The organism is Cellulomonas edaphi, from assembly GCF_030362815.1.
Classification (GTDB): domain Bacteria; phylum Actinomycetota; class Actinomycetes; order Actinomycetales; family Cellulomonadaceae; genus Cellulomonas; species Cellulomonas edaphi.
In genome coordinates, this window is the sequence record NZ_JAUCGR010000004.1 from 54,435 (window position 1) to 81,369 (window position 26,935).

Here is a 26,935-nt window from a genome sequence, read left to right on the forward strand (position 1 = left end):
GGTGCGGGCCGCGCGCGACGCGCGCTCGCGTCGCGCGACCCGCGCTCGGCGAGGCGGCAGCGCGCCAGCACGCCGAGCACGACCCGCACGGCACCCCCGCGGGGTGCCGTGCGGCGTTCGCGGGTGCAGGTGGGCGTGGTGCGCAAGGATGGGGCCAACGACGACGAAGGGGTGGCGATGAGCGACGAGACGACCGGGAGCGCGAGCGGCGGGGACGACCTGTACGAGGGCGCCGGGATCGCCACGGACGCCGACGACAGGATCAGCGCGTTCTGGCAGGCTGCCCGCGGCCACGTCGGCTTCGGCAAGATGGAGACCATCGTCGGCGGCACGCCCCTCGACGTCGTGCCGCCGCCCTCGTTCTCGTTCGGCGTGGGGAGCGAGGCCGACGAGGCGCTCGCCCAGGTGCTCGACGGCACCCGGGCGCAGACCTCGGCGCCGCGCGAGCAGTTCGACGAGCTGCCCCGCGTGGGCGACCTCGCGATCGTGCTCGACGCGGCGGGTGAGCCGCGTGCCCTGATCCGGACCACGGAGGTCGAGGACGGCGCCGACGTGGTGGAGCGGTTCGAGCTGGTGTACCCCACGGACGGCCCGACGCCCGCGGTCGACTAGGCCATCAGGTGAGATGCGCGTCCCGAGAGGTGGGACGCCCGGGTAGGGTGGCCGCATGAGCAGCCACTCGGATCCTCGGACCATCAACCTCGCCGTCGTCGCCGGCGACGGGATCGGCACCGAGGTCGTCGAGCAGGGACTGCTGGCCCTGGACGCCGCCCTCGCGGGTTCCGGCGTGGGCGTCGCGACCACCGAGTTCGACCTCGGCGCGCGCCGCTGGCACGCGACCGGCGAGACGCTCACGGACACCGACCTGGACGCGATCCGGACGCACGACGCGATCCTGCTGGGCGCGATCGGCGACCCCACCGTGCCGAGCGGGGTGCTCGAGCGAGGCCTGCTGCTCAAGCTGCGCTTCGCGCTGGACCACTACGTGAACCTGCGCCCCAGCACGCTGTTCCCGGGCGTCCCTACGCCGTTGGGCAACCCGGGCGAGATCGACTTCGTCGTCGTGCGTGAGGGCACCGAGGGGCCGTACGTCGGCAACGGCGGCGCCATCCGCGTGGGCACGCCGCACGAGATCGCCAACGAGGTGAGCATCAACACCGCGTTCGGCGTCGAGCGCGTGGTGCGGGACGCGTTCGCGCGCGCCGCGGTGCGCCCGCGCAAGAAGCTCACGCTGGTGCACAAGCACAACGTCCTGGTGCACGCCGGGCACCTGTGGCGGCGCACCGTCGAGGCCGTCAACGCCGAGTTCCCCGACGTGACCGTGGACTACCTGCACGTCGACGCCGCCACCATCTTCCTGGTGACGAACCCCGCGCGGTTCGACGTCATCGTCACGGACAACCTGTTCGGCGACATCCTCACCGACCTCGCGGCGGCGATCACGGGCGGCATCGGCCTGGCCGCGTCCGCCAACATCAACCCCGACCGCACCAGCCCCAGCATGTTCGAGCCGGTGCACGGCTCCGCGCCGGACATCGCCGGGCAGGGCAAGGCGGACCCGACGGCGACCGTGCTCTCGGTCGCGCTGCTGCTCGACCACCTGGGCCTCGCGGCACAGGCCCGCACGGTCGAGGCTGCCGTCGCGGCCGACATCGCCGAGCGCAGCGGCCGAGTACGGTCGACGGCCGAGGTGGGCAAGGACCTCGCCGCGCGCATCGCGGGCTGATCTCCCGGCTGGGCCCCTCGGACCTCGTCCGACGCGGCACCGCTGTCCTCCCGGCCGTCGTCACCGGTACCGTCAACTCGACCCTGGTGAAAGGCCCCTTCTCATGAGCACCCTCGCGCACCCCACGTCGGCAGACCTCTTCGAGGTCCACCGCACCACGAGCCCCGTTCCGGACGAGGAGCGCGCCGCCGCGCTCGCCGCGCCGAAGTTCGGCACCGTCTTCACGGAGCACATGGCTCGCATCTCGTTCACGAACGCCTCCGGCTGGCAGGACCGCCGGGTCGAGCAGTACGGCCCGCTCCAGCTGGACCCGGCCACCGCCGTGCTGCACTACGCGCAGGAGATCTTCGAGGGCCTCAAGGCGTACCGACACCCGGACGGCAGCGTCTGGACGTTCCGGCCGCGGGACAACGCCGCCCGGTTCGCCCGGTCGGCGCAGCGGCTCGCGCTGCCCGTGCTCCCCGAGGCCGACTTCCTCGGCGCCATCGAGGCGCTCGTGCGGACCGACCTCGCGTGGGTGCCGTCCGGCGAGGAGACGAGCCTCTACCTGCGCCCGTTCATGTACGCCTCGGAGTCGTTCCTGGGCGTCCGTCCGTCGCTCGAGGCTGAGTTCCTGGTGATCGCCTCGCCCGTGGGCCCGTACTTCGCGGGCGGCGTGCGACCCGTGGCCATCTGGGTGGACCAGGAGTTCCACCGGGCGGGAGCGGGTGGCACCGGCGCGGCCAAGTGCGGCGGCAACTACGCCGCGAGCCTGCTGCCGCAGCAGAACGCGCACGACAAGGGCTTCGAGCAGGTGTGCTTCCTGGACGCGTCGACCAACACGATGCTCGAGGAGCTCGGGGGCATGAACGTGTTCCTCGTGGGCGCTGACGGCAGCGTCACGACGCCGCCCGTCTCTGGCTCCATCCTCGAGGGCGTCACGCGGTCCTCGATCATCCAGCTGCTCGTCGACGCCGGCCACGAGGTGTCCGAGCGCCCCCTGCCGCTCGCTGAGGTGCGCGCGGGGCTCGCCGACGGCTCGATCGCCGAGGTGTTCGCGTGCGGGACGGCGGCGGTCATCACGCCGATCGGCCGCCTCGCGGGCGACGACTTCGACCTCGTGGTGGGCGACGGCGATGCCGGTGCCGTCACCACGCGGATCCGCGCCGAGCTCACGGACATCCAGTACGGGCGCGCCACCGACCGGCACAGCTGGCTGCACCGCCTGGCCTGACCGACAGCACGAAGGCCGCCCCCGCAGCACGGGGGCGGCCTTCGTCGCGTCGGTCGTCAGGCGGCCGGGATCCTGCGGATGGTGCGCGCCAGCACGCCCGCGAGCAGCGACCAGATGGCGATGCCGATCACCAGGTTGACCACGCCGGAGCACGCGGCTCGCTGGACGTCGTCCGTCCAGGTCAGCGGCACGAGCGCGACGACCAGCGTGGCCAGCCCCATGATCCAGCCGAAGAAGGCCCGCGGTCGGGGAGTGGTCAGCACGAGCAGGTGCAGCAGGGCCCCCGCGACGACGGCGCCCACCACGGCGCCCACCACGTACGCGCCCATGGTCGAGCCGGTGTCGAACGGGTCCTGGGTGACCAGGTCGATGTCGAGGATCGACTCGAAGATCAGCGTGCCGGCCACCCCGACGAGCGCCGCCACGATCGCCGTCGCGGCGACCCCGCCCCAGTACTGCCCGGCCGCGACCGTCAGGCGCGGCTCGGAGCGCGCCGGCGCGGGCGCGGGCTCGGGCAGCGCGGCGGAGGTGGGCGTCGCCGCGTAGCCGGCCGGGGGCACGGCGGGCGGCTGGCTCGGGGGCGGCTGGCTCACGGGCGGTCCGCCCGCGCCCGGGGTGCCGGGCGGTGGCACCGCGCCCGGCTGGTCGAACCGGCTGGCGGCCGGGATGCGCGACGTGGGGGGCTGGTCCGGGGGGACGGACATGGCGGGCTCCTCGGTCTGGGTGCCGTGCGCCTCCGGGACGGGCAGGTGTCCGGCAGTCGTCTCGTCCCCGCCAACGTAGCGAGGTGGAGCCGGCACAGCGCGGTGAAGGCACGCGGCGCGCGCGTCTGGGGCGGAAGACGGTGATGTCCACGGGGTGGAACGGGTGACCGGGCGCCGGGACGTGTGCCACGATGAGCGCGTGACCACCGTTCGAAGCCTGGCGCTCATTATCGAGTAGCGCGTCGACCCACCCGTCGACGCGCAGACCTCCCGTACCTCGGGGGGTTTTTTTGTTGGTCGGCACACCCCGCTCGGCCGGCATTGTCGTCGCCCCGCTACCGCACCACCCCCGCGGCCCCTGGGCGACGGAGCACCCCGCACGTACCGCAGGACCAGCACCGAAGAGAGCCGATCGTGACCGCACACCCCTTCCACGTCTACGACACGACGCTGCGCGACGGCGCGCAGCAGGAGGGCATGAACCTGTCGGTCGCCGACAAGCTCGCGATCGCCCCCCTTCTCGACGAGCTGGGCGTCGGCTTCATCGAGGGCGGCTGGCCCGGTGCCGTGCCCAAGGACACCGAGTTCTTCAAGCGCGCCGCCAAGGAGCTCGACCTGCGCAACGCCGAGCTCGCGGCCTTCGGCGCCACCCGTAAGCCCGGCGTGCGGGCGGTCGACGACCCGCAGGTGCGCGCGCTCGTCGACTCCGAGGCGCCGGTCGTCGCGCTCGTCGCGAAGCACGACCTGCGGCATGCCGAGCGTGCGCTGCGCACCACGGGCGACGAGAACATCGCGATGATCGCCGACACCGTCTCGTACCTGGTCCGCGAAGGACGCCGTGTCGTGGTGGACGCGGAGCACTTCTTCGACGGCTACCGCTTCGACCCCGCATACACGCGAGCCGCGGTGCTGGCCGGCTTCGAGGCGGGCGCGGAGGTGGTCGCGCTGTGCGACACCAACGGCGGCATGGTTCCCGCCTGGGTCTCCGACATCGTGCATGAGATCCGCGAGCTCGTCGGTCCCGACGCGATCCTCGGCATGCACGCGCACAACGACTCGGGGTGCGCCGTGGCCAACACGCTGGCCGCCGTCGAGGCAGGAGCCCGGCACATCCAGGGCACGGTCAACGGCTACGGCGAGCGCACCGGCAACGCCGACCTGCTGGCGGTGGTCGCCAACCTCGAGCTCAAGTACGGCCACGCTGTGCTCGCGACGGACGGCGAACGCCCCGGTGGCCTCCCAGAGCTGACCCGCATCGCGCACGCCATCAGCGAGATCACCAACATCTCGCCGTTCGCGCGCTCGCCGTACGTGGGCGCCAGCGCGTTCGCCCACAAGGCGGGCCTGCACGCCTCCGCGATCAAGGTGGACCCGGACCTCTACCAGCACATCGACCCGGCGCAGGTGGGCAACGACATGCGCATGCTCGTGAGCGACATGGCGGGCCGCGCGTCGATCGAGCTCAAGGGTCGCGAGCTGGGCTTCGACCTGTCCGGGCGGGCGGAGCTGCTGGGCCGCGTGACCGAGCGGGTCAAGGACGCCGAGGCGCACGGGTACACGTACGAGGCCGCGGACGCCTCGTTCGAGCTGCTCCTGGTCGAGGAGATCGACGGCGGGCGCCCGCAGTACTTCCGCGTCGAGTCGTGGCGCACCATCGTCGAGCGCAGCGGCAGCCGGGGCACTCCGGCGACCGCCGAGGCGACGGTGAAGCTGCACGCCGGCGGCGAGCGGCACGTCACCACGGGGGAGGGCAACGGACCCGTCAACGCCCTCGACCACGCGCTGCGTCAGGCCCTCATCCGCGTGTACCCCGAGCTCGAGGCGTTCGAGCTCATCGACTTCAAGGTGCGCATCCTCGACTCCATGCACGGCACCGACGCGGTCACGCGCGTGCTCATCGAGACCGCGGACGGCCAGACGTCGTGGAGCACCGTGGGGGTGGGCCCCAACCTGCTCGAGGCCGCCTGGGAGGCGCTCACCGACTCCGCCATCTGGGGGTTGCGCAACCGTGGCGTCGCGCCACGCTGACGCCATCCCTGCGGCGCGCGACGTCGCGGCATAGCCTCGGATCAAGAGAACAGCACGCACGACGACGAGGGGAGCGGCCCGTTGGCCGGCACGCAGCCGCAGCCCCCCGGACCAGCCACGGCCGTGGAGGAGCTCGGACGTCGTTCGAGCTGGTGGTGGTGGCTCGTCGTGGTCGCGGGGCTGGCGGTCGTCGTCCTGGTGGTGCTCCAGCCGTGGGCGGACCACCCGACGGAGCCGGCCGCCACCGACGTGCCGGCGGCGGCGTCGGACATCCCCGTCGGCCCCAGCCCGTCGCTGACCAGGACGGGGCCGAGCGCCGCGGGCTCCACCCCCGCACCGGTGCCCGGCGAGGACGCGGTGTTCGACGCGGCGACGCTGCCCACCTTGTTCGTCACCCCGCAGGACCTGGCGGTGAGCGTGCCCGCGGCGAAGGGCGGCGTGCGTGCCGGGGTCGGCCCCGGCACCGTGGCATGGGGCCTGCCGGCCGGCGCGAGCATCGACCCGGCCACGTGCACGACGGCCGTCACGGTGGTCGCCCGTCCGCCCGACGAGTTCGACGCACGCTCGTCGCTCAACGATGCCTTCACGTGGCAGCAGCGGGTCGCGGTCCTCGCCGACGCGGACGCCGCGCGCGACGCGTTCCGTGACCTGGTGACCACCGTGGACGCGTGCCCCGCCTACGCGCAGACGAAGCCCGATGCCCCCCAGGTGGCGTGGGCCGCCGAACCGGCGATCGAGGGCCAGGGCGTCTACCCGTCGATCGTCCAGGAGCTGACCCGCTCGGAGGGCACGACGCGGCTGCCGTCGTTCCACGGCCACATGCTGGTGGGGAACACCATCGTCACCTGGACGGCCACCGCGCTCGCGGAGGGCACGGACACCGAGGCGGCGCTCGCCACCCTGGGCGACGCGACGACTCTCAACGCGATGGTGCAGGGTCGCGCACGGCTGGCCGTGGAGGCGTTGGGGTGACGATGCACGGTGAGTCCAAGATGCACGGTGAGTACAAGGTGCCGGGAGGAAAGCTCGTCGCCGTCGACCTCGACGTGCGCGACGGCGCGCTGCACGACGTCGTGGTGAGCGGGGACTTCTTCCTGGAGCCCGACGAGGCCCTCGGCGTGCTCGGCGCCTCGCTCGACGGACTCCCGCAGGACAGCTCGCCCTCTCGGCTCACGCAGGCCGTGGCCGACGGCCTCGCCGCGGCCGAGGGCGCGGGACGGCTCGCGGGACCCGTGGCGATGGTCGGCTTCGACGCGCGGTCGGTGGCGCTCGCGGTCCGGCGTGCGCTCGGGTACTCGACGGCCTGGTCCGACCACACGTTCGAGCTCATCCACCCGGGTCCCCTGCCGCCCGCGGTGCACGCCGCGCTCGACCAGGTGCTCACCGCCGAGCTGGCCGCGGGCCGCCGCGGGCCCACGCTGCGGTTCTGGGAGTGGGTGGAGCCGGCTGTGATCATCGGCTCGTTCCAGTCGCTGCGCAACGAGGTGGACCTCGAGGCCGCCCAGCGGTACGGCATCACGGTGGTGCGGCGCATCTCCGGTGGCGGCGCGATGTTTATGGAGGCGGGCAACTGCATCACCTTCTCGATGGTGGTGCCCGCCTCTCTGGTGGACGCCATGACGTTCGAGGAGTCGTACGCGTTCCTCAACCAGTGGGTGCTGGGCGCGCTCGCCGACGTCGGGGTGCAGGCGTTCGTCACGGGCCTCAACGACATCGCCTCCCCGGCGGGCAAGCTGGCCGGGTCCGCGCAGAAGCGCATGGTGGGCGGTGCGGTGCTCCACCACGTGACGATGAGCTACGACATCGACGCCGCCAAGATGCTCGAGGTGCTCCGCATCGGGCGCGAGAAGCTGTCCGACAAGGGCACGGCGTCCGCCAACAAGCGGGTGGACCCGGTGCGCTCGCAGACCAACCTGCCGCGCGAGGCGGTCATCGAGGCGTTCGCCGCCCACTTCCGCTCCAGGTACACGGTGGTGGACGGCGAGCTGCACGAGGGGGAGCTCGCCCTCGCCCAGGACCTGGCGCGCACCAAGTTCGCGGACGACGCCTGGACCGCCCGCGTACCGTGACGCCATGAAGACGATCCTCAACATCATCTGGCTGGTGCTGGCGGGTTTCTGGCTCGCCCTCGGCTACATCGCCGCCGGGATCCTCTGCTGCATCCTCATCGTGACCATCCCGTTCGGGATCGCGTCGTTCCGGATCGCCGGCTACGTGCTGTGGCCGTTCGGCCGCACGGCGGTCGACAAGCCGACCGCCGGTGCGTGGTCGGTCATCGGCAACGTCATCTGGTTCCTGGTGGCCGGCCTCTGGCTCGCGCTGGCCCACATCTCCACCGGGATCCTGCTGTGCCTCACCGTCATCGGCATCCCGCTCGGGATCGCGAACTTCAAGATGGTGCCGATCTCGCTGTTCCCCCTGGGCAAGGTCATCGTGCCGACGGACCCGCGGCTCGCGGCGTCGTCAGCGGCCTAGCGCGAACGCGAGGGCGCCGAGCCCCAGCAGGACGGTCACCAGTGCGCACGTGGTCACCAGGCGCGCGCCCGCGACGGGCTGGCTGGCGCGCCGGTAGGACGCCCAGGCGAGCCCTGCCGCGAGGACGAGCCCGACGGCGCCGAGCGCGAGGGCGCCCGGCCCGAGCACGGGCTCCAGCACCTTGACCGCCACGACGGACCCGCCGAGGAGCGCGAGGGCGGTGCGGCGCCATGCCAGCTGCGTCCGGTGCGGCTGCAGACCCGCGTCGCCCTCGTGCCGCGCCGGCCACGGCTCGCTCACAGCAGGCTGCCGACGAGCACGACGAGGCCCGCGACCACCACGCCCACGGCCAGGAGCACCGAGCCGGTAGGGGCGGGCAGCGGCGCCGACGTCCGCGCCGCGCGCTCCGCCCGGGCCCACCCCCACCACGCCCACGCGGGCGCGGCGATGCCGAGCACGATCAGCAGGACCGCTGCCGCGGTCCGCCACGGGCCGGAGATGGGCAGCTCGATCGCCTCGAGCGCGACACCGCCCGCCAGCAGCGCGAGCGCCGTACGGATCCAGGCCAGGAAGGTGCGCTCGTTGGCGAGGCTGAACCGAGGGTCGGGCTCGGTGCCGACGCCGAAGACCCAGTGCGGACGGCGCGAGTCGGGGGAGTCCACGACCCCAGTATGGCGACCACGTATCTGGGTGCGGGTCCGGGTCTCCTGGGGGGCGACCGAAGGAGAGCACATGAGCCCCGAGCTGGACCGAGAGCTGCGCCGGATGTCGGTGCTCCGCGCCCGCGAGGTCGCGACGCGTCGCCGCCGCTCCCTGCGCGCGCGCCAGGAGGTTCTGCTGCGCGGCGGCCGGCCTGCCCGCGCACGCTGACCGGGCGCTGCCCGGCGCTAACGGGCGCTGACGGGCGCTGACGGGCACGGCCGGGCACTGCCGGGTCAGCGCGCGCCGAAGACCGCTGACCCGACCCGGACCACCGTCGCGCCCTCGGCGATCGCCGGCTCGAGGTCGCGGGACATGCCCATCGACAGCGCGCTGGCACCGGGCACGCCGGCCGCGATCTCGTCGCGCAGCTCCCGCAGCCGCGCGTAGCCGCGGCGGACCACGCGCTCGTCGGGGGAGTTGGCCCCGATCGTCATGAGCCCCACCAGCCGCAGGTGCGGCAGCGCGGCGAGGCCGAGCGCGAGATCGCGGGCCTCGTCGGGGGTGACGCCGTGCTTGGTGGGTTCGCCGGACACGTTGACCTGCACCATGACGTCGAGGCCTGCCGGTCCGGCCCGCTCGGACATGCGCTGCCCGAGCTCCAGCGAGGCGACGGACTCGACGCACGACGCCCACCGCAACGCGGCGTTGACCTTGTTCGACTGCAGCGGACCGATGACGTGCCACGTGGGTGCCAGCGACACGAGCGCGGGCGCCTTGGCCACCAGCTCCTGGACGCGGTTCTCGCCGAGCAGCACCCGGTCCAGGCCCGCCTCGCGGTCCTCGTCGGCCCGCACCGCCGCCTCGATGACGTCGGCGGGCATGGTCTTGCTCGCCAGCAGCAGCCGCACGTCACCGGGGTCCCTGCCGGCCGCGAGGGCGGCGTCCGTCACGCGCCGGCGCACGTGCTGCAGCCGCACCGCGACCGCGCGGCGCGCGTCCTCGTCCATGGGTGCGAACGGTACCGGGTCAGTCCTTGGCGATGTCCGCGACGACCGCCTCCGTGAGCCGCACCAGGTCGTCGGGCGCGAGCTCGACGTCGAGCCCTCGCCGGCCGCCCGAGACGAGCACGGTGTCGAAAAGCCACACCGTCTCGTCGACCACCGTGGGGTGCCGCACGCGCTGGCCGAGCGGCGAGATGCCGCCGACGACGTAGCCGGTGGCACGCTCCGCCGCGTGCTGGTCGGCCATCGCCGCCTTCTTCGCCCCGCGCGCGTGCGCGAGGGCCTTGAGGTCCAGCTGACCGGTCACGGGCACCACGGCGACGACGAGCACGCCGTCGACGTCGGCGAGGAGCGTCTTGAAGACCTGCTCGGGCGGGACACCGAGCGCGTGCGCGGCCTCGAGCCCGTAGCCGAGCGTCGAGGCCGGGTCGTGCTCGTAGGCGCGCGCGGTGTGCGCGACGCCGGCCGCGTCCAGCGCGATCAGGGCGGGCGTCCCGGCGGCGTGCTTCTTCGTCACGACCAGCAGCCTAGGCCGCGGCTCAGAGCGCGAGACCGACCAGCGCGCCCACGGCGTAGGTGACGGCCATCGCGATCGACCCGCCGACGACGTTGCGGACGACGGCGCGCCGCACGGGCGAGCCACCGATCCGCGCGCTCACGGCGCCGGTCACGACGAGCGCGAGCACCACCGCGACGAAGACGGCGGGCACGACCGAGGCGCCCCAGGGGGCGAGCGCCACGAGCAGCGGGATGAGTCCGCCGAGCACGAAGGCCCCGAGGGATGCGACAGCCGCGTGCCAGGGGTTGGTCAGCTCGTCGTCGGGCGTCGCCAGTCCCGCACGCTCGGCGTCCCGCTGCGAGCTCACGGAGACGTACTCCCCGGTGGCCATCGACAGCGCACCGGCGACGAGGCCAGCCACGCCTGCCGTGACGATCGAGGATGTGCTGGCGGACGCGCCGGCGACCCCGACGACGATGGCGGCAACCGAGACGATGCCGTCGTTGGCGCCGAGCACGCCGGCGCGCAGCTGGTTGAGGCGTTCGGCGGTGACGGGCGCGGCGCTCACGGGTACAGCGGCGACAGGCGCTGCCGTCGTGCGCGCCCCGCCGGCGTCCGGGTGCGACGTGGGTGCCGGGCGCGGGTCGATGAGGTGTGCCGAGAGCGGGCTCATGCGGTCACCGTAGAACGGGAAGTCGAGTCTGTCATCGAAGCAAAGCCTCCCCTGACCTGCACAAACACAGGAAAGCCTTGCCTCATTCCCGCGGTGCTAGAGCGCTCCGACCGCCGTGATGCGCAACCGGATCTCGCCCACCTCGTCGGACGCGTCGAGGTCGACGAGCGCGTCGATCCGCCAGTCGTGGTCGCCCTCGGCCTCGTCCAGCACCTGGCGGACCCGCCACACACCGGGGCTGGGCGTGACCTGGAACAGGGCGGGCCCCCGGGCCGGCGGGCCGGTGAGGATCTCGTCGTGCTCGTCGTAGAACGGATCGAGTGCCGCCGACCACCGCTCGGACGTCCACGGCTCGCCGTCCTCGTCGACGTCGCCGAGCGCGGCGAGCGCGCCGTAGGCCTCGCGGGCCGCGAGCTCGACGCGGCGGAACATCGCCCCGCGCACCAGGGCCCGCAGCACGCGGGGGTTGGCGCTGAGCGGCTCGGGGGTGTCCTGGTCGACGCCTCCGGGGGCATCCGCGCCATGCTCGTCGAGCGGGTTGGACAGCCGCTCCCACTCGTCGAGCAGGCTCGAGTCGGTGCGGCGCACCAGGTCGCCGAGCCACTCGATGAGCTCCCACAGCTCCTCGGTGCGGGCGTCCTCGGGGACGGTCTGGCGCAGCGCGCGGTAGGCGTCGGCGAGGTAGCGCAGCAGGATGCCCTCGGTCCGGTCCAGCTGGTAGTGCGAGACGTACTCGGCGAAGGTCGACGCGCGCTCGTGCATCTCGCGCACCACGGACTTGGGCGACAGGGCGAGGTCCGCCACCCACGGGTTGGTCTGGCGGTACGTGGCGAAGGCCGCCTCGAGGAGCTCGGCGAGCGGCTTCGGATAGCTCACGCCCTCCAGCAGCGCCATCCGCTCGTCGTACTCGATGCCCTCCGCCTTCATGGCGGCGACGGCCTCGCCGCGCGCGCGGTTCTCCTGCGCCGCGAGCACCTGGCGGGGGTCGTCGAGGGTCGCCTCCAGGACGCTGACCACGTCGTGCGCGTACGCGTGGTCCTCGCGGTCCAGCAGGTCGAGCGCGGCGTACGCGAAGGGGGACAGGGCCTGGTTCAGCGCGAAGTTGGAGGGGAGGTCGTGCGTGAGCCGCACCGTCCTGCGTCGGCCGTGGGGCGCCGTGGTGTCCTCGACCCAGGGGCGCTCGACGACGCCGGCGGCCCGGAGCGAGCGGTACACGGCGATCGCCTGGCGGACGTGCCTGCCCTGCGCCCCGGCGGGCTCGTGGTTGTCCGTCAGCAGCCGGGTCATGGCGGCGACCGGGTCGCCCGGGCGGGCCAGGACGTGCAGCACCATCGCGTGCGACACCTGGAAGCTGGACGTCAGCGGCTCGGGCGGCGCGTCACGCAGGCGCTCGAAGGTCTTGTCGGTCCAGTTGACATGCCCCTCGGGTGCCTTCTTGCGCACGATCTTCTTGAGCTTCTTCGGATCGTCGCCCGCCTTCTCCAGCAGCTTGCGGTTCTCGATGACGTGCTCGGGCGCCAGCACGATCACCTCGCCCACGGTGTCGAACCCGGCCCGCCCCGCGCGTCCCGCGATCTGGTGGAACTCGCGCGCCGACAGGTGCCGCATGCGGACGCCGTCGTACTTCACCAGGCTGGTCAGCACCACCGTGCGGATCGGCACGTTGATGCCCACGCCCAGCGTGTCGGTGCCGCAGACGACGGGCAGGAGGCCCTTCTGGGTCAGCCGCTCCACGACGCGCCGGTACTTGGGCAGCATGCCTGCGTGGTGCACGCCGACGCCGTGCCGCAGCAGGCGGCTGAGCGTCCGGCCGAAGCCCGGTCCGAACCGGAAGGCGCCCAGCTCGTCGGCGATGGCATCCCGCTTCTCGCGACTGGCCAGCGGAGTCGACAGCAACGACTGGGCGCGCTCCACGGCGTCCTTCTGGGTGAAGTGCACGACGTAGACGGGCGACCGGCGCGTCTTGACCAGGTCGTCGAGCAGCTCGTGCAGCGGCTCGACCGCGTACGCGAAGTTGAGGGGCACCGGGCGCTCCGCGGTCTCCACGACGGCGACCTCGCGGCCGCTGCGGCGCCGGATGTCGTCGGCGAAGAACGTGACGTCGCCGAGGGTCGCGGACATGAGCACCAGCTGTGCGCGCGGCAGCTCGAGCAGCGGCACCTGCCAGGCCCAGCCCCGCTGCGGGTCGGCGTAGAAGTGGAACTCGTCCATGACCACCTGGCCCACGTCCGCGTCCGGTCCGTCGCGCAGCGCCAGGTTGGCCAGGATCTCCGCGGTGCAGCAGATGATCGGAGCGTCGTTGTTGACCGACGAGTCGCCCGTCATCATCCCGACGTTGGCGGACCCGAAGGCCTCGACCAGGGCGAAGAACTTCTCGCTGACCAGCGCCTTGAGCGGCGCGGTGTAGTAGGTGCGCCGTCCCTGCGCCAGCGCGACGAAGTGCGCCGCGGTGGCGATGAGCGACTTGCCCGAGCCGGTGGGCGTGCTGACGATGACGTGCTCGCCGCTCACCAGCGCGAGCAGGGACTCCTCCTGGTGGCGGTACAGCGAGAGCCCGCGCTCGGTCACCCAGCCGGCGAACGCCTCGTACAGCGCGTCCGGGTCGGTCGGGTCGGCCGGGATGCGGTCGGCGAGGGTGGGCACGGGCCCGATCCTCGCACGGCCAGGGGCGCTCGCCCGGCCCGTGCCCGGACCGGTCAGCCGGGCGGGCCGTCCGCGTCGGAGAGCATCAGCTGCACCCAGTGCACGTCCCGCCACGCGCCGAGCTTCCACCCCACCTCGCGGTACGTGCCGACCGGCTCGAACCCGAACGTCCGGTGCAGGGCCGCGCTCGCCTCGTTGGGCACCGTCATGCCCGCCACGGCCGTCCGGTAGCCGCGGGCCGCCAGGCGGGGGAGGAGGTCGGCGTACAGGGCGCGCCCGATTCCGCCGCCCCCGTGCCCCTGCTCGACGTAGGCGCTGACCTCGCACGTCCACCGGTAGGCGGGCCGCGCGCGGAACGTGCCGGCGTACGCGTAGCCGCGCACCTCGCCGTCGATCTCCGCCACGAGCCAGACGTGCGCGGCGTCGATCCGGCGGGCCAGCTCGTCGGCGGGCGGGGCCTCGGTCTCGAACGTGACCGCCGTGCCCAGGACGAAGGGTGCGTAGATCCGGGCGCACGCGGCCGCGTCCTCGCCGCTCGCCTCCCGGACGGTCAGCCGTCCAGCCATCGCCGGGTGGTGCCGGTGACCCGGGAACCGTCGAGGTCGGCGAGCTTCATCCCGGCGAACGCCGTGGCGACGGGGGAGGTCTGCACACGGAACGGGGGCGCCTCGGCCTGCAGGGCGTCGAGGATCACCGCGGCCACCTCGTCCGGGTGCTGCGCGTCCGCGAACACCGACTCGGTCCGCGTGAGGTAGGCCCGCAGCGCACCCTCGTACGGGCCGGCGGCCGCGAGCAGGGCGTCCCGGTCGCGCACGGCGCTCGCGGCGAACGACGTGGCGACCGCGCCCGGCTCCACCACCACGACGCCCACCCCGGCAGCCGCCGCGACGGGGTGCAGGCTCTCGAGGAAGCCCTCGACGGCGAACTTGGCGCCGCAGTAGGCCTCGTTGAACGGCTGCCCGACGACGCCGCCCACGCTCGCGACCGTCACGAGCCGGCCGCGGCTCGCCCGCAGGTGCGGCATGGCCGCTCGGGACAGCGCGACCACCGCGAAGTAGTTCACCTCCATCGCGCGGCGGTAGTCGTCGAGGTCGAGCGTCTCGAGGGTCCCCACCAGGCCCATCCCCGCGTTGTTCACCACGGCGTCCAGCCCGCCGTACGTCTCGACGACGGAGTCGACGAGCGCCTCGACCTCGGCCGTGCGCGTCACGTCGAGGGCGCGCACGTCGAGCACGACGCCCTCTGCCTCGGCCCGCGTTGTCAGCGCCTGCGCGCGTGCGGGCTCCCGCAGCGTCGCGACCACCTGCCAGCCCGCGCGGGCGGCGAGCGCCGCGGTCGACAGGCCGATGCCCGAGGACGTTCCGGTGACGAGGACGGTCCGTGTGGTGGCCACGCGGCCAGTGTGGCCCGTCCGGCGGACGGATGGCAGCCCCCGGGGCTGCCGCGAAGAGGTGGACCGCGGGCGGCGTGTGTAGCGTCGACGGATGCTGCCCTTCGTGCTGCTGGCCTCGCGCGCCGAGGACGTCGCGGCGGACGGCGAGTACGAGGCCATGCTCCGCTACAGCGGTCTGACGCCCGACGAGCTGGTGCGCGTGCGCCTCGAGGCCGTGCCGATGCCCGCCATCGACCTCGCCGCGATCTCGGGCGTGATCGTGGGCGGCAGCCCGTTCGACGCCAGCAGCAGCGACAAGTCGCCGGTGCAGGTGCGCGTCGAGGCCGAGATGTCGGCGCTGCTGGACCGGCTGGTGCCGGCCGACTTCCCGTTCCTGGGCGCCTGCTACGGCGTCGGGACGCTCGGCGTGCACCAGGGCGCGGTGATCGACGGCACCTACTCCGAGCCCATCAGCCCGACGACGATCTCCCTAACGGACGAGGGCCGCGCCGACCCGCTTCTCGCCGGCATGCCCGACTCGTTCGAGGCGTTCGTCGGTCACAAAGAAGCGTGCCGCACGCTGCCGCCGTCGGCGACCCTGCTCGCCTCGTCGCCCGCGTGCCCGGTGCAGATGTTCCGGGTGCGCTCGCACCTGTACGCCACCCAGTTCCACCCTGAGCTCGACGTCGAGGGGATCAGCACCCGCATCCGCGTGTATCGCGACTACGGGTACTACGAGCCGCGGCAGGCCGACGAGGTGCTCGCCGGGGTCGCCGCCGCGCAGGTCGGCGCGGTCCACGCGATCCTGCGCCGGTTCGTGAAGCTGTTCGCCCGTTCCTGATCGGAGGGCGAGCGATCAGTGCTGCAGCCGCGCGCGGCGCTGGGCCCCCTGCGTCTGGGCCACGTAGCGGAACATGGCATCGGAGTCCCGCTCCTCGAGGCTCACGAAGCGGCAGCCGTAGTGCCACGTGCCCGTGCCCGTCTCCTGCGCCCAGAGCACCTCGGCCTCGAGCGGGATGGTCCGGTAGCCGGTCCAGAAGTCGAAGGCCACCAGGTCGCCCTTCTCGAGGCGCGCGCTGGTGGAGATGCGCGCACCGTGGGCGCTGATGTCGACCGTGACGAACGGCACCGCGCGCATCGTCTCGTCCGGTGACGCGACCAGGCCCTGGAACTTCTCCGCGACCCGCACGCGCGCGGCCTGCCGCCGCTGCACGACGGAACGGGGAACCACGTCGGTGATCTGGAGGCTCAGCGCGCTCACGCGGGCGAAGCAGCCGACGTAGGTCACCAGCCCGCGGACCTCGTCGAGCACCGTGACCTCGACGTCGTCGCCGACGGCGATGGGGCCGGTGGCCCAGTGGTCGGAGCGGATGTTCATGGTCCCGGCCGCGAACGCGACGACGTACCCCTCGAGGGTGCTGTCGCCGTCGGTGATGGCACAGCGTGCGAGGTCGTGCATGCTGGGTCACCCCTCTCGTCGACGCGGGCCGGACGGCCGCCTGTGCGGCAATTCTGGGCCGCTCGTGCGGTCGGTTGGCCGCGCGCGGTCGAGTGTAGGGACGCCCTCCGACGGTGCAGAGGATGAGTTTGCGGCGCGCCCGGGACCTCCGGCGCGCCCGGTCCGTTTGCCACGAAGTTGTCCGACCCAAATACGACAGACATCGGGCGCGTTGTAACCAAGGTCACACCCGAATGCCTCAATCGTGGCCGCGGGTAACCGAGGGGGCGCCGTCGTCCCGCCCGGGCTAGACCGACGAAGCGGATGGGGCGGCGTGGGCACTCGCCGCGAGCAGCCGGGCGCGGAGCCCGGTCGACCGTGCCGCGTAGTCGCGCTGGAGCCGCACGTACTCGGCCTTGCCCTCGGGAGTCTCGATCCTGATCGGTGCGAGCCCGTACGACGAGAAGTCGTACGGGGATGCGGCCATGTCGGTGCGGCGGATCTCGCGCGCCAGCTCGAAGCAGTCGAGCAGCAGCTCGCCGGGAACCAGCGGACCCAGCTTCGTGGCCCACTTGTAGCAGTCCATCGCGGCGTGGAGGCAGCCGGGCTGCTCCATCTGGACCCGGTCCAGCTGGGTGGGCTGGAGCGTGTTCCGGTCGACCGCCTCGGGGGTGAAGAAGCGGAAGGCGTCGAAGTGCGAGCAGCGGATCTTGTGCGCCTCGACGACGGCGTCCGTCCCGGCCGAACCCAGCCGGAGCGGCAGGGGGTGGCGGTGCGCGTCGTCGGCCTCGCGGTAGACCATCGCCCATTCGTGCAGCCCGAAGCAGCCGGTGAACGGCTGCCGAGCGGAGGTCGCCGCCAAGAGGGCCGTGACGAACTGGACGGTGTCGGCGCGGTCCGCGAGGAAGGCCTCGACGTCGAGGGTCACCGCGCCGTCGTCGTCGGTGCGGTACCAGCGTCGGCCTCCCAGCGGTGACGGGCCCTCGGGGCCGGGCTCGAGCACGATGCCGGCGCCGGGGTGCCACACGCGCAGGGCGGCCGGCTTGGTGGGGTAGTACTCGAACAGGAAGTCCTCGACGGCGTGCCGCTCGCCGCGTGCGCGACGGGCGCGGTGCGCGGCGGTGAGCTCGTCGGCGCGCGCGGCGTGCTCGTCGGACGCCCGCACCCACGCGCGGGCGGGGAGCCGCGTAAGCGTGGGGGAGTCCGGCGCGATCGTCACCGGACCAGGGTAGGTCGCCTTGTCCGGCGGCCCGCACCCCGCCAGACTGCGACGATGCTCGCCATCTGTCTCGTCCTCGCCTCCCTGGCCGCTTTGCTGCACGTGGTGTTCTTCGCGATGGAGTCGCTGCTGTTCGCACGGCCCGCGGTCCACGGCAGGTTCGGGACACGCACCGAGGATGTCGACGCGGTGCGGCCGTGGGCGTTCAACCAGGGTTTCTACAACCTGTTCCTCGCCGTCGGCACGCTCGTCGGCGTCGCGCTCGCAGCGGGCGCCGAGCGGACCACCGGTCTGGCGCTCGTGATCTTCGGGTGCGGCTCCATGGTCGCCGCGGCGCTCGTGCTGGTGGTCCCGAAGCCCGAGATGGCCCGTGCCGCGGCGGTGCAGGGCGTGGTGCCGGCCGTCGCCGTGCTGCTGGCCGTCCTCGAGCTGGCCACCTAGGGCAGCGGTCTCGCATCCCGGACGAATACGTCCCGGGCCTTGAACAATGGGCTGTCCGAGCCCCTACAGTTCACTGTGAGCACCGACGCGGCCCCCGCCCAACGAGACGTCTACACCCATGGGCACCACGAGTCCGTCCTGCGCTCCCACCGCTGGCGGACGGCCGAGAACTCCGCGGCGTACCTGCTGCCCCACCTGAGCGCCGGCCAGAGCCTGCTCGACGTGGGCTGCGGTCCGGGCACGGTGACCATCGACCTTGCGCAGCGGCTCGCGCCCGGCGAGGTGGTCGGCGTCGACACGTCGGCGGCGGTCATCGAGATCGCGCGTGCGGCGGCGAAGGATGCCGACGCGAACGTCACGTTCGACGTCGCCGACGCCTACCAGCTGCCCTTCGCGTCGGACTCGTTCGACGTGGTGCACGCGCACCAGGTGCTGCAGCACCTCACCGACCCCGTCGCCGCGCTGCGCGAGATGCGGCGCGTGACCCGCCCGGGCGGGATCGTCGCCGTGCGCGACGCCGACTACGACGGCATGACGTGGTTCCCCCCGTCGGACGGGCTGGACGAGTGGCTCGCGCTCTACCACGAGGTCACGCAGGCCAACGGCGCCGAGGCGGACGCGGGCCGGCGGCTCCTGTCCTGGGTGCGCGACGCCGGGTTCGACCCGGCGGGGATCGCGCCGAGCGCCGGCGTCTGGTGCTACGCGACGCCGGAGGACCGCGCGTGGTGGGCCGGCCTGTGGGCCGACCGGTCGGTCGCCTCCAGCTTCGCGGCCCAGGCCATCGAGCACGGGCTGGCCGACGAGGTGGGCCTGGAGCTGCTCGCCGACGCCTGGCGCGAGTGGGGCAACCAGCCCGACGGCTGGTTCACCGTGCTGCACGGCGAGGTGCTCGCCCGCGCCTGACCCGGAAGGCCCGCACTAGGCTGCGGGCGTGCGCATCGCGAGATTCTCCACCGGCAACGATCCCCGCTACGCCCTCGTCGACGGCGAGCCCGGCCAGGAGGAGCTCGTCGTCGTGACGGGCGACCCGCTCTACATGCCCGTGCAGCCCACGGGGGAGCGGATCAAGCTGGACCAGGACGACGTGCGCCTGCTCGCGCCCGTGATCCCGCGCTCGAAGATCATCGGCGTGGGACGCAACTACGCCGAGCACGCGGCCGAGCTGGGCAACGAGCTGCCCGCTGCGCCGCTGCTGTTCCTCAAGCCCAACACCTCCGTGATCGGCCCCGACGACCCGATCGTGCTGCCCTACTGGACCGAGCACGTGGACCACGAGGCCGAGCTCGCCGTGGTCATCGGCAAGGTCACCAAGGACGTGCCGGTGGAGCGCGCGCTCGACCACGTCTTCGGTTACACCGTCGCCAACGACGTGACCGCGCGCGACATCCAGCGCAGCGACGACCAGTGGACCCGCGCCAAGGGGTTCGACGGCTCGTGCCCCATCGGCCCGTGGATCGTTCCGGGGCTCGACGTCGACGACCTCGCCGTGCGCGCCCGCGTCAACGGCGAGACGCGCCAGGACGGCCGCACGTCCCAGATGGTCTTCGACGTGGCCTACCTCGTCTCGTACGTCTCCGAGGTGTTCACGCTGCTGCCCGGTGACGTCATCCTCACCGGCACCCCGGCCGGCGTGGGTCCCCTCGTGGACCGGGACGTCGTCGAGGTCGAGGTCGAGGAGATCGGCGTGCTGAGGAACCCGGTGCTGCGCCGCGCCTGAGCGAGCCGCCACGGGAACGCGTTCGGGCGCGTCGTTCAGCCGTCGTTCACCCGGCGTACCGAGCGTTCGTCCGACCGGCGCCCCGGCGTCGACCGTGGGTCATCGCCCGTCGTTACGTTCGCGGCATGTCAGGTTCCCGTCCGTCCGGCGAGTCGTCGCAGGCGGCTGCAGGCGTGCTCGTCGTCATCCCCGCGCGGGGTGGCTCCGTGGGCGTGCCGCTGAAGAACCTCGCGGACGTCGGTGGCAGCTCGCTCGTCGGGCGTGCCGTCGACGCCGCGCTCGCGGCTGAGGGCGTCACGCGGGTCGTCGTCTCGACGGACCACGCGGGCATCGCCGTCGAGGCGCGTCGCCACGGCGCCGAGGTCGTCGAGCGGCCCGCCGAGCTGTCGGGCGCGAGGGCCTCGTCCGAGTCGGCGGTGCTGCACGCGCTCGACGTGCTGGGCGAGGAGTTCGCCGTCACGGTCCTGCTGCAGTGCACCTCGCCGTTCGTCGACCCGGCGGACCTGGGCGCCGCCGTCGCGCGGGTCCGGGCCGACGAGGCCGACGTGGTCGTCGCGGTGGCGCCGACGCACGACTTCCAGTGGGTGCTCGCCGACGGTGACGTCAGGCCCGTGGGGCACACGCTCGACTACCGCCCGCGCCGCCAGGACCGCGCGCCGCACTTCCGCGAGACGGGCGCCTTCTACGTGATGCGCACCAGCGGCCTGCGCGAGGCCGGGACGCGGTTCTTCGGCCGGGTCGCGCTGCAGCCGGTCGACGAGCGCACCGCCATCGAGATCGACGAGCCGGCCGACCTCGAGGTCGCGCGAGCGCTCGCGGCACCGGCGGTCGCCGCGCTCGACGTCGACGCGCTGGTCACGGACTTCGACGGCGTGCACACCGACGACCACGCGTGGGTGGACGCCGCCGGCGTGGAGTCGGTCCGCGTGCACCGCGGCGACGGCATGGGCGTCGACCTGCTGCGCCGCGCGGAGGTGCCGCTGCTCATCCTGTCCACCGAGCGCAACCCCGTGGTGCGCGCGCGTGCCGACAAGCTCGGCGTGGACGTGCTGCACGGCATCGCGGACAAGGTCTCCGCGCTCGACGAGTGGATCGCCGTCAACCGCCTGGACCCCGGCCGGGTCGCCTACGTCGGCAACGACATCAACGACCTCGGCGCCATGGCCCGCGTCGGCTGGCCTGTGGCCGTCGCCGACGCCCACCCCCGTGTCCGAGCCGCCGCCCGCCTGGTCCTGGACCGGCGCGGCGGGGACGGCGCCGTCCGCGAGGTCTGCGACCGCATCGTCGCAGCGCGCACCACCACACGAACGACCCGTCACGACCGCCCGGCCGTGACGACGACCCTGGAGGGATCACCCGCATGACCGCCACCGACGCCCGTACCGAGATCACGCCCGTCAGCATCGGCCAGCACCTGGTCGGCGACGGTCAGCCCGTGTACGTCATCGGCGAGATCGGCCTCAACCACAACGGCGACGTGGACATCGCGCGCCGGCTCATCGACGTGGCCGCAGACGCGGGCGCGCAGGCCGTCAAGTTCCAGAAGCGCACCCCGGAGATCAGCACGCCGGTCGACATGCGCGACAAGATCCGGCAGACGCCCTGGGGCGAGATGACCTACCTCGACTACCGCTACCGGGTGGAGTTCGACCGCGAGCAGTACCAGAAGGTCGCCCAGCACGCCGCCGAGCGCGGGCTGCAGTGGTTCGCCTCCCCGTGGGACGTGCCGTCGGTGCAGTTCCTGGAGGACCTCGACGTCCCCACGCACAAGGTCGCCTCGGCCTCGCTCACGGACACGGAGCTGCTGGGTGAGCTGGCCCGCACGGGCAAGCCGATCATCCTCTCGACGGGCATGTCCACGCTCGAGCAGATCGACGCCGCGGTGGAGATCCTGGGCACGGACAAGCTGGTGATCCTGCACGCCACGTCCACGTACCCGCTCCCGCCGGAGGAGGCCAACCTGCGCACCATCGACACCCTGCGCGAGCGGTACGGCGTCCCGGTGGGCTACTCGGGCCACGAGCGCGGTCTGCAGATCTCGCTCGCCGCCGTCGCGCTGGGCGCGGTCGCCGTGGAGCGGCACATCACGCTCGACCGCACGATGTGGGGCTCGGACCAGGCCTCCTCCCTCGAGCCCGCCGGCCTGGAGCACCTGGTGCGAGACATCCGGATCCTGCAGGACGCGCTCGGCGACGGCGTCAAGCGCGTGATGCCCGGCGAGCTGGCCCCGATGTCCCGCCTGCGTCGCGTGGGCGCCTGAGCATGGTCGCCGCGTCGAGCACCCCGGCGGCCGGCGGCGTCTCGGCGGCCGTCGTCGAGTCGCCCCTGCAGCTGCTGGGCGCCCTCGAGGCGCACGCGGCCGGCCTGGCCGGTGGGCGCACGCAGATCCGGGTTCGCTCCGGGGTCCCGGCGCTCGACGCGGCCGCGCGGACGCTCGACGCGGCGGGACTGCCCGACGGCGTCGAGATGCACCTGGGAGCCACCGCGCGCGACGTCGACGACGTGCCGCGCGGGGCGTGGCTGGTGGGTGACGCGTTCTCCGGTCAGTGGCAGGCGGCGTTCGTCCGCCGGCGCGCGCATGGCCGGGTCGTCCTGCTCGACGACGGCCTGGCCACGGTCACCCTGGCGCGCGCCCTCGTGGCCGGTGCGCCGGCGGTCCGGGCCAGCCGCCGCGCGGGCGGGCTCACGGGCAGGGCGCGCTACGCGCTCGGCGCCCTCGTGACCCGCCGGCTGCGCGCCCTGGCCGGAGCGGGGCGCCTGACGATGTTCACGGCGATGCCGCTCGACGTGCCGCTCACGACGGCCCTGCACGGGCTCGGTGTCGACGTGGTCACGCACCGGTTCGCGTGGCTGGCCACCCAGCGGCCGCCGCTGGCACCCACCGAGCCCACCATCGTGGTGGGTTCCGGCCTGGTGGCCGACGGCTGGGTGCGGGCCGACCCGTACGTGGCCTGGGTGGAGAGCCTTGCGGAGTTCGGACCCGTCGCCTACCTCCCGCACCGTCGCTGCGACCCCGCGGTGGTGGCGCGGCTCGCCCAGCTCCCGGGCGTGCGCGTGGACGAGGCGGGGCTGCCGGTCGAGATGCGGCTGCGGGGCCTGCGGCCGCCGCAGCGTGTCGTGTGCCTGCCCTCGACCGCGTACGTGCTGCTGGACGCGCTGCACGCCTCCACGGGCGTCCGCATCCAGGCCCGCCCCGTGCCCGACGACTGGTGGACGGGCACGGCGGCGCCCGACGTGCGGGAGCACCTGTCGAGCGTCCTCGCGCTGCGGCCTGCGACCGGCCGTAGCCGCGCGCGAGCGGCGTCCTGAGGCGCCCGTCCCGACCGCCTACCCTTGACCGGTGACCACCACCGCCTCGTCGTCCGTCCGCGTGCGCTTCTGCCCGTCCCCGACGGGCCTGCCGCACGTCGGCATGGTCCGCACCGCGCTGTTCAACTGGGCCTACGCCCGGCACACCGGGGGCACGTTCGTCTTCCGGGTCGAGGACACCGACGCGGCACGTGACTCCGAGGAGAGCTACCACCAGCTGCTCGACGCGCTGCGCTGGCTCGGGCTCGACTGGGACGAGGGCGTCGAGGTGGGCGGCCCGCACGCCCCCTACCGGCAGTCGCAGCGCCTGGACCTGTACGCCGACGTCACCCGCCGTCTGGTCGAGGCGGGCCACGCGTACGAGTCGTACTCCACGCCCGAGGAGATCGAGGCCCGCCACCGGGCGGCGGGACGCGACCCCAAGCTGGGGTACGACGGGTTCGACCGCGACCTGAGCGACGAGCAGAAGCTGGCGTTCCGGGAGCAGGGCCGCGAGCCCGTGCTGCGGGTGCGCATGCCCGACGAGGACGTGACGTTCACGGACCTGGTGCGCGGTGACGTGACGTTCCGCGCCGGCTCGGTGCCCGACTTCGTCATCGTGCGGGGCAACGGCCAGCCCCTCTACACGCTGGTGAACCCGGTGGACGACGCGCTCATGGGCATCACGCACGTGCTGCGCGGGGAGGACCTGCTGTCCTCGACGCCGCGCCAGGTGGTGCTCTACCGCGCGCTGCTCGACATCGGCGTCGCGACGGTCATGCCGCAGTTTGGCCACCTGCCCTACGTCATGGGCGAGGGAAACAAGAAGCTCTCGAAGCGTGACCCCGAGTCGAACCTGTTCCTGCACCGCGAGCGCGGGTTCACGCCCGAGGGACTGCTCAACTACCTCTCGCTGCTCGGCTGGGGGCTGTCGGCGGACCGGGACGTGTTCTCGGTGGACGAGCTCGTCGCGGCGTTCGACGTCGCCGACGTCAACCCGAACCCCGCGCGCTTCGACCTCAAGAAGGCCGAGGCCATCAACGCCCAGCACGTGCGCATGCTCGCCGCCGACGACTTCCGCGACCGGCTGGTGCCCTACCTGCACGCGGCCGGACTGGTCCCCGCGGACTCGTTCGCGGACCTGTCCGCGCCGCACCAGGACCTCCTGACCGCGTCGGCGCCGCTCGTGCAGGAGCGCATGACGCTGCTGGGCGAGGTGGTCGGCATGCTCGGCTTCCTGTTCACGCCCGATGACGAGCTGACGGTGGCCGACGACGCGCGAGCGGCTCTGCGCGAGGAGTCCGCCGCCGTGCTGGATGCCGCCGCAGGCGTCCTCGCCGAGCTGCCCGAATTCACGACGGCCGCCACGCAGGAGGCCCTGCAGGTGGCGCTCGTCGACGAGGGCGGCCTGGCGATCAAGCCGCGGTTCGCCTACACGCCGCTGCGGGTCGCCGTGACCGGGCGTCGCGTCTCGCCGCCGCTGTTCGAGTCGATGGAGCTGCTCGGCCGCGAGTCGACCCTCGCACGGATCGCGGCGCTGCGCGCGACGCTGTGAGCGCGGCCGCCTCCGCCGTCGACGGCGTGCTGTTCGACATCGACGACACCCTGGTCGCCACGCGCGAGGCCTTCGCGCACGCGCTGTCGGTGGTGGCCCGCCGCTTCCTGCCTTCGCTCGCGCCCGCGTCCGCGCGCGAGCGGGACGACGCGCTCGTGGCGATGTGGCGCGCGGACGTCAACGGCCATTACTCCGCCTACACGCGCGGCGACATCGGCTACGTCCAGCAGCGGATGGCGCGCGCGAACGAGCTGCACGCCGCGTTCGGCGGGCCCGTGCTCGACGAGGAGGGCTTCGCCGCGTGGGACGTGGTGTTCGACGGCGGCTTCCGGGACGCGTGGGCCGCGCACGACGACGCGGTCGAGGTGGTCGACTCCCTGCTCGCGGCCGGGCTCGCCGTGGGCGCGCTGTCCAACGCGGCGACCGCCTACCAGACGGAGAAGCTGGAGCGAGCGGGACTGCTGGCGACCGTGCCCATGCTCGTCGGGGTCGACACCCTGGGCTACGGCAAGCCGCACCCGGACGTCTTCCTCGAGGCGTGCCGCCGGCTGGGCACGGATCCCGCGCGCACGGCCTACGTGGGCGACGAGCTGGACGTGGACGCCGTCGCCGCGCGCGACGCGGGCCTGATGGGCATATGGCTGGACCGGCCCGACGGGCGCCGCCTCCCCGTCAGCGCCGAGACGATCGCCGCTGCCGACGTGCCGACGATCGTGTCGCTGCACGACCTGCCGGCGGTGCTGGGCCTCAGCGTCGCGTCGCCCGCCACGCGTAGGTGACGTAGGGCAGGTCGACGACGTCGCGGCCCGCCAGGTCCGGATGGGTGGCGGCGAGGCGGTCGACCTCCGCCAGGCGCGCCTCGCGCTCGTCGGGCGCCATCATCAGCAGGAACGACCGGCTGGCCGCGAGGGCGCGCAGGTCGGCGGGACGGAACGACTGGGTCCAGGGGAAGCGGGCCGCCTCGGGCGACGTGAACGCCGGCCCCAGAACGGGCTCCTCGAAATGCGTGGGCAGCGGGTCGCCGCGGTGGACGAGCTCGGTGAAGGCGCCCACCCACGGCTCGGTCTCGTCGCGCACGTTCCACAGCACGGTGAGCCGGCCCCCGGGCCGCAGCACGCGCGCGATCTCGGCCGCGGCCGCCGACGGGTCGAACCAGTGCCACGCCTGGCCCACGGTCACAGCGTCGACCGACGAGTCGGCCAGCCCGGTGGCCTCGGCGGTCCCCGCCAGCGCGCGGACGCGGGGGAGCGCGGCGGACAGCTGGGCGCGCATGGCGTCGGACGGCTCGACCGCGACGACGTCGAGCCCCCGCGCCACCAACGAGGCCGTGAGCTTCCCCGTCCCGGCCGCCAGGTCGAGCACGTCGCGCGCGACCTGGGGCACGGCCCAGGCCACGGCCTCCGCCGGGTAGTCGGGGCGGCTGGCGGCGTAGTGCGCTGCGCCGCGGTCGAACGATCCCGCGCGCTCCGACGGGCTCACGACGCGGGCAGCGGATCGAGGAGCGCGAGGGCCTGGTCGTGCAGGAGGCCGTTGCTGACCAGCGCGGAGCCCCCGAGCGGGCCCGGGACGCCGCGTATCGAGGTGAACGTGCCGCCGGCCTCGATGACGATCGGGACCAGGGCAGCCATGTCGTGCAGCTCCAGCTCGGGCTCGGCGGACAGGTCCACGCCGCCCTCGGCGACCAGCACGTGCGACCAGAAGTCGCCGTACGCCCGCGTCCGCCACACCGATCGCGTCAGGTCCAGGAACCCGTCGAGCTTGCCCCGCTCCTCCCAGCCGGACAAGCTCGAGTAGGACAGGGACGCGTCCGCGAGGCGGTCCACGGCCGAGACCTGCAGCCGGCTCGCGGCCGCGAGCGACTTGCCGGTCCAGGCCCCGGCTCCCTGCGCGGCCCACCAGCGCCGGCCGAGCGCCGGTGCGCTCACGAGCCCGACCACCACCTCGTCGCCCTCCATGAGCGCGATGAGCGTGGCCCACACCGGCACGCCGCGGACGAAGTTCTTGGTGCCGTCGATCGGGTCCACGACCCAGCGCCGTGGCCCGTGGCCCGTGTCCGCGCCCTCCTCGCCGTGCACGGCGTCGCGCGGGCGCGCGCGGGACAGCTGGCCGCGGATGAGGTCCTCGGCGGCGCGGTCGGCGTCGGAGACCGGCGTGAGGTCCGGCTTGGTCTCCACCCGAAGGTCGAGGGCCTTGAACCGGGACATGGTCAGGCCGTCCACCTGGTCGGCCATCACGTGCGCGAGGCGCAGGTCGTCGTCGTACCCGGGGCGCAGGCTCATGGCGCCCACGCTAGTGGTCCGA

General features: G+C 73.5%; 30 protein-coding genes. 17 read left to right on the forward strand and 13 right to left on the reverse strand.

The genetic code is table 11. From position 1 onward, the window contains the following. From QRT05_RS13835 to QRT05_RS13845, 3 genes are all read left to right on the forward strand, one after another. Positions 1-612 (forward strand): ASCH domain-containing protein (locus QRT05_RS13835; protein ID WP_289447913.1); only part of this gene is annotated, 612 nt, incomplete at its 5' end. 55 nt (positions 613-667) lie between these two features. After that, on the forward strand, positions 668-1,726 hold the full coding sequence (locus QRT05_RS13840) for a 3-isopropylmalate dehydrogenase (protein WP_289447914.1): 1,059 nt from the start codon (positions 668-670) through the stop codon (positions 1,724-1,726). Between the two features lie 103 nt (positions 1,727-1,829). Continuing rightward, positions 1,830-2,939, forward strand: a complete 1,110-nt coding sequence (locus QRT05_RS13845) for a branched-chain amino acid aminotransferase (protein WP_289447915.1) — start codon at positions 1,830-1,832, stop codon at positions 2,937-2,939. 56 nt (positions 2,940-2,995) lie between these two features. On the opposite strand, the gene QRT05_RS13850 is transcribed toward QRT05_RS13845, so the two are convergent. After that, entirely contained in the window at positions 2,996-3,643 is a 648-nt protein-coding gene (locus tag QRT05_RS13850; protein WP_289447916.1) for a DUF6069 family protein, read from the reverse strand. Positions 3,644-4,057: 414 nt separating this feature from the next. Here QRT05_RS13850 and cimA point away from each other — a divergent pair, with 414 nt between their 5' ends. The 4 genes from cimA (at position 4,058) to QRT05_RS13870 (ending at position 8,146) form a co-directional block, all read left to right on the forward strand. Then, a complete protein-coding gene (cimA, locus tag QRT05_RS13855; protein WP_289447918.1) occupies positions 4,058-5,671 on the forward strand; it encodes a citramalate synthase in 1,614 nt (537 codons plus the stop codon). A 123-nt stretch (positions 5,672-5,794) separates the two neighbouring features. Then, on the forward strand, positions 5,795-6,643 hold the full coding sequence (locus QRT05_RS13860) for a sensor domain-containing protein (RefSeq protein ID WP_289447919.1): 849 nt from the start codon (positions 5,795-5,797) through the stop codon (positions 6,641-6,643). Positions 6,644-6,663: 20 nt separating this feature from the next. After that, positions 6,664-7,740, forward strand: a complete 1,077-nt coding sequence (locus QRT05_RS13865) for a lipoate--protein ligase family protein (protein WP_289448244.1) — start codon at positions 6,664-6,666, stop codon at positions 7,738-7,740. Positions 7,741-7,744: 4 nt separating this feature from the next. After that, on the forward strand, positions 7,745-8,146 hold the full coding sequence (locus tag QRT05_RS13870) for a YccF domain-containing protein (protein ID WP_289447920.1): 402 nt from the start codon (positions 7,745-7,747) through the stop codon (positions 8,144-8,146). Here QRT05_RS13870 and QRT05_RS13875 read toward each other — a convergent pair. Both QRT05_RS13875 and QRT05_RS13880 read right to left on the reverse strand, forming a co-directional pair. Continuing rightward, complete coding sequence (locus tag QRT05_RS13875; RefSeq protein ID WP_289447921.1) at positions 8,135-8,446, reverse strand: DUF202 domain-containing protein; 312 nt, start codon at positions 8,444-8,446, stop codon at positions 8,135-8,137. The genes QRT05_RS13870 and QRT05_RS13875 overlap by 12 nt on opposite strands. Continuing rightward, entirely contained in the window at positions 8,443-8,808 is a 366-nt protein-coding gene (locus tag QRT05_RS13880) for a YidH family protein (RefSeq protein ID WP_289447922.1), read from the reverse strand. Before QRT05_RS13880 ends, QRT05_RS13875 begins: the two co-directional genes overlap by 4 nt. Positions 8,809-8,878: 70 nt before the next feature. Here QRT05_RS13880 and QRT05_RS13885 point away from each other — a divergent pair, with 70 nt between their 5' ends. After that, positions 8,879-9,016, forward strand: coding sequence for a hypothetical protein (locus QRT05_RS13885; protein WP_289447923.1), 138 nt, complete (start codon positions 8,879-8,881; stop codon positions 9,014-9,016). 65 nt (positions 9,017-9,081) lie between these two features. Here QRT05_RS13885 and QRT05_RS13890 read toward each other — a convergent pair whose 3' ends face one another. The 6 genes from QRT05_RS13890 to QRT05_RS13915 form a co-directional block, all read right to left on the reverse strand. After that, positions 9,082-9,795 carry a YggS family pyridoxal phosphate-dependent enzyme gene (locus tag QRT05_RS13890; protein WP_289447924.1) on the reverse strand — a complete coding sequence of 238 codons (714 nt, stop codon included), beginning with the start codon at positions 9,793-9,795 and terminating at the stop codon, positions 9,082-9,084. A 19-nt stretch (positions 9,796-9,814) separates the two neighbouring features. Beyond that, positions 9,815-10,306 (reverse strand): Cys-tRNA(Pro) deacylase, encoded by a 492-nt coding sequence (gene ybaK, locus QRT05_RS13895; RefSeq protein WP_289447925.1) that lies wholly within the window; start codon positions 10,304-10,306, stop codon positions 9,815-9,817. 22 nt (positions 10,307-10,328) lie between these two features. Beyond that, positions 10,329-10,961, reverse strand: coding sequence for a VIT1/CCC1 transporter family protein (locus QRT05_RS13900; protein ID WP_289447926.1), 633 nt, complete (start codon positions 10,959-10,961; stop codon positions 10,329-10,331). A 96-nt stretch (positions 10,962-11,057) separates the two neighbouring features. Continuing rightward, the gene (locus tag QRT05_RS13905; RefSeq protein ID WP_289447928.1) at positions 11,058-13,604 is read right to left on the reverse strand and encodes a DEAD/DEAH box helicase; all 2,547 of its coding nucleotides are present in this window, start codon (positions 13,602-13,604) and stop codon (positions 11,058-11,060) included. Positions 13,605-13,657: 53 nt separating this feature from the next. Beyond that, entirely contained in the window at positions 13,658-14,170 is a 513-nt protein-coding gene (locus QRT05_RS13910; protein ID WP_289447929.1) for a GNAT family N-acetyltransferase, read from the reverse strand. Continuing rightward, positions 14,155-14,997 (reverse strand): SDR family NAD(P)-dependent oxidoreductase, encoded by an 843-nt coding sequence (locus QRT05_RS13915; RefSeq protein WP_289447930.1) that lies wholly within the window; start codon positions 14,995-14,997, stop codon positions 14,155-14,157. Before QRT05_RS13915 ends, QRT05_RS13910 begins: the two co-directional genes overlap by 16 nt. Positions 14,998-15,088: 91 nt before the next feature. Here QRT05_RS13915 and QRT05_RS13920 point away from each other — a divergent pair, with 91 nt between their 5' ends. Then, positions 15,089-15,817 (forward strand): glutamine amidotransferase, encoded by a 729-nt coding sequence (locus QRT05_RS13920; RefSeq protein ID WP_289447931.1) that lies wholly within the window; start codon positions 15,089-15,091, stop codon positions 15,815-15,817. Positions 15,818-15,832: 15 nt separating this feature from the next. Here QRT05_RS13920 and QRT05_RS13925 read toward each other — a convergent pair whose 3' ends face one another. Both QRT05_RS13925 and QRT05_RS13930 read right to left on the reverse strand, forming a co-directional pair. After that, positions 15,833-16,435 carry a flagellar brake protein gene (locus tag QRT05_RS13925; RefSeq protein ID WP_289447933.1) on the reverse strand — a complete coding sequence of 201 codons (603 nt, stop codon included), beginning with the start codon at positions 16,433-16,435 and terminating at the stop codon, positions 15,833-15,835. A 286-nt stretch (positions 16,436-16,721) separates the two neighbouring features. Beyond that, a complete protein-coding gene (locus QRT05_RS13930) occupies positions 16,722-17,633 on the reverse strand; it encodes a 3-methyladenine DNA glycosylase (RefSeq protein WP_407650355.1) in 912 nt (303 codons plus the stop codon). 54 nt (positions 17,634-17,687) lie between these two features. Between QRT05_RS13930 and QRT05_RS13935 the strand changes: the two genes are divergently transcribed. From QRT05_RS13935 to QRT05_RS13970, 8 genes are all read left to right on the forward strand, one after another. Then, complete coding sequence (locus tag QRT05_RS13935; RefSeq protein ID WP_289447934.1) at positions 17,688-18,074, forward strand: DUF1304 domain-containing protein; 387 nt, start codon at positions 17,688-17,690, stop codon at positions 18,072-18,074. Between the two features lie 75 nt (positions 18,075-18,149). Next, positions 18,150-18,977 carry a methyltransferase domain-containing protein gene (locus QRT05_RS13940; protein ID WP_289447935.1) on the forward strand — a complete coding sequence of 276 codons (828 nt, stop codon included), beginning with the start codon at positions 18,150-18,152 and terminating at the stop codon, positions 18,975-18,977. A 28-nt stretch (positions 18,978-19,005) separates the two neighbouring features. After that, entirely contained in the window at positions 19,006-19,791 is a 786-nt protein-coding gene (locus QRT05_RS13945; protein ID WP_289447937.1) for a fumarylacetoacetate hydrolase family protein, read from the forward strand. Positions 19,792-19,916: 125 nt separating this feature from the next. Next, positions 19,917-21,155, forward strand: a complete 1,239-nt coding sequence (locus QRT05_RS13950; protein WP_289447938.1) for an acylneuraminate cytidylyltransferase — start codon at positions 19,917-19,919, stop codon at positions 21,153-21,155. Further along, positions 21,152-22,051 (forward strand): N-acetylneuraminate synthase family protein, encoded by a 900-nt coding sequence (locus QRT05_RS13955; RefSeq protein ID WP_289447939.1) that lies wholly within the window; start codon positions 21,152-21,154, stop codon positions 22,049-22,051. The genes QRT05_RS13950 and QRT05_RS13955 overlap by 4 nt, the downstream gene beginning before the upstream one ends. A gap of 2 nt (positions 22,052-22,053) precedes the next feature. After that, positions 22,054-23,100: a hypothetical protein gene (locus QRT05_RS13960; RefSeq protein ID WP_289447940.1), complete on the forward strand. Its 1,047-nt coding sequence runs from the start codon at positions 22,054-22,056 to the stop codon at positions 23,098-23,100. A 31-nt stretch (positions 23,101-23,131) separates the two neighbouring features. Next, a complete protein-coding gene (gltX, locus tag QRT05_RS13965; RefSeq protein WP_289447941.1) occupies positions 23,132-24,634 on the forward strand; it encodes a glutamate--tRNA ligase in 1,503 nt (500 codons plus the stop codon). Continuing rightward, on the forward strand, positions 24,631-25,413 hold the full coding sequence (locus QRT05_RS13970) for an HAD family hydrolase (RefSeq protein WP_289447942.1): 783 nt from the start codon (positions 24,631-24,633) through the stop codon (positions 25,411-25,413). Before gltX ends, QRT05_RS13970 begins: the two co-directional genes overlap by 4 nt. Here the strand turns inward: QRT05_RS13970 and QRT05_RS13975 are convergent. Both QRT05_RS13975 and QRT05_RS13980 read right to left on the reverse strand, forming a co-directional pair. Then, positions 25,382-26,113 (reverse strand): class I SAM-dependent methyltransferase, encoded by a 732-nt coding sequence (locus QRT05_RS13975; protein ID WP_289447943.1) that lies wholly within the window; start codon positions 26,111-26,113, stop codon positions 25,382-25,384. The genes QRT05_RS13970 and QRT05_RS13975 overlap by 32 nt on opposite strands. After that, on the reverse strand, positions 26,110-26,913 hold the full coding sequence (locus QRT05_RS13980) for an inositol monophosphatase family protein (protein ID WP_289447944.1): 804 nt from the start codon (positions 26,911-26,913) through the stop codon (positions 26,110-26,112). Before QRT05_RS13980 ends, QRT05_RS13975 begins: the two co-directional genes overlap by 4 nt. Positions 26,914-26,935 lie beyond the last annotated feature (22 nt).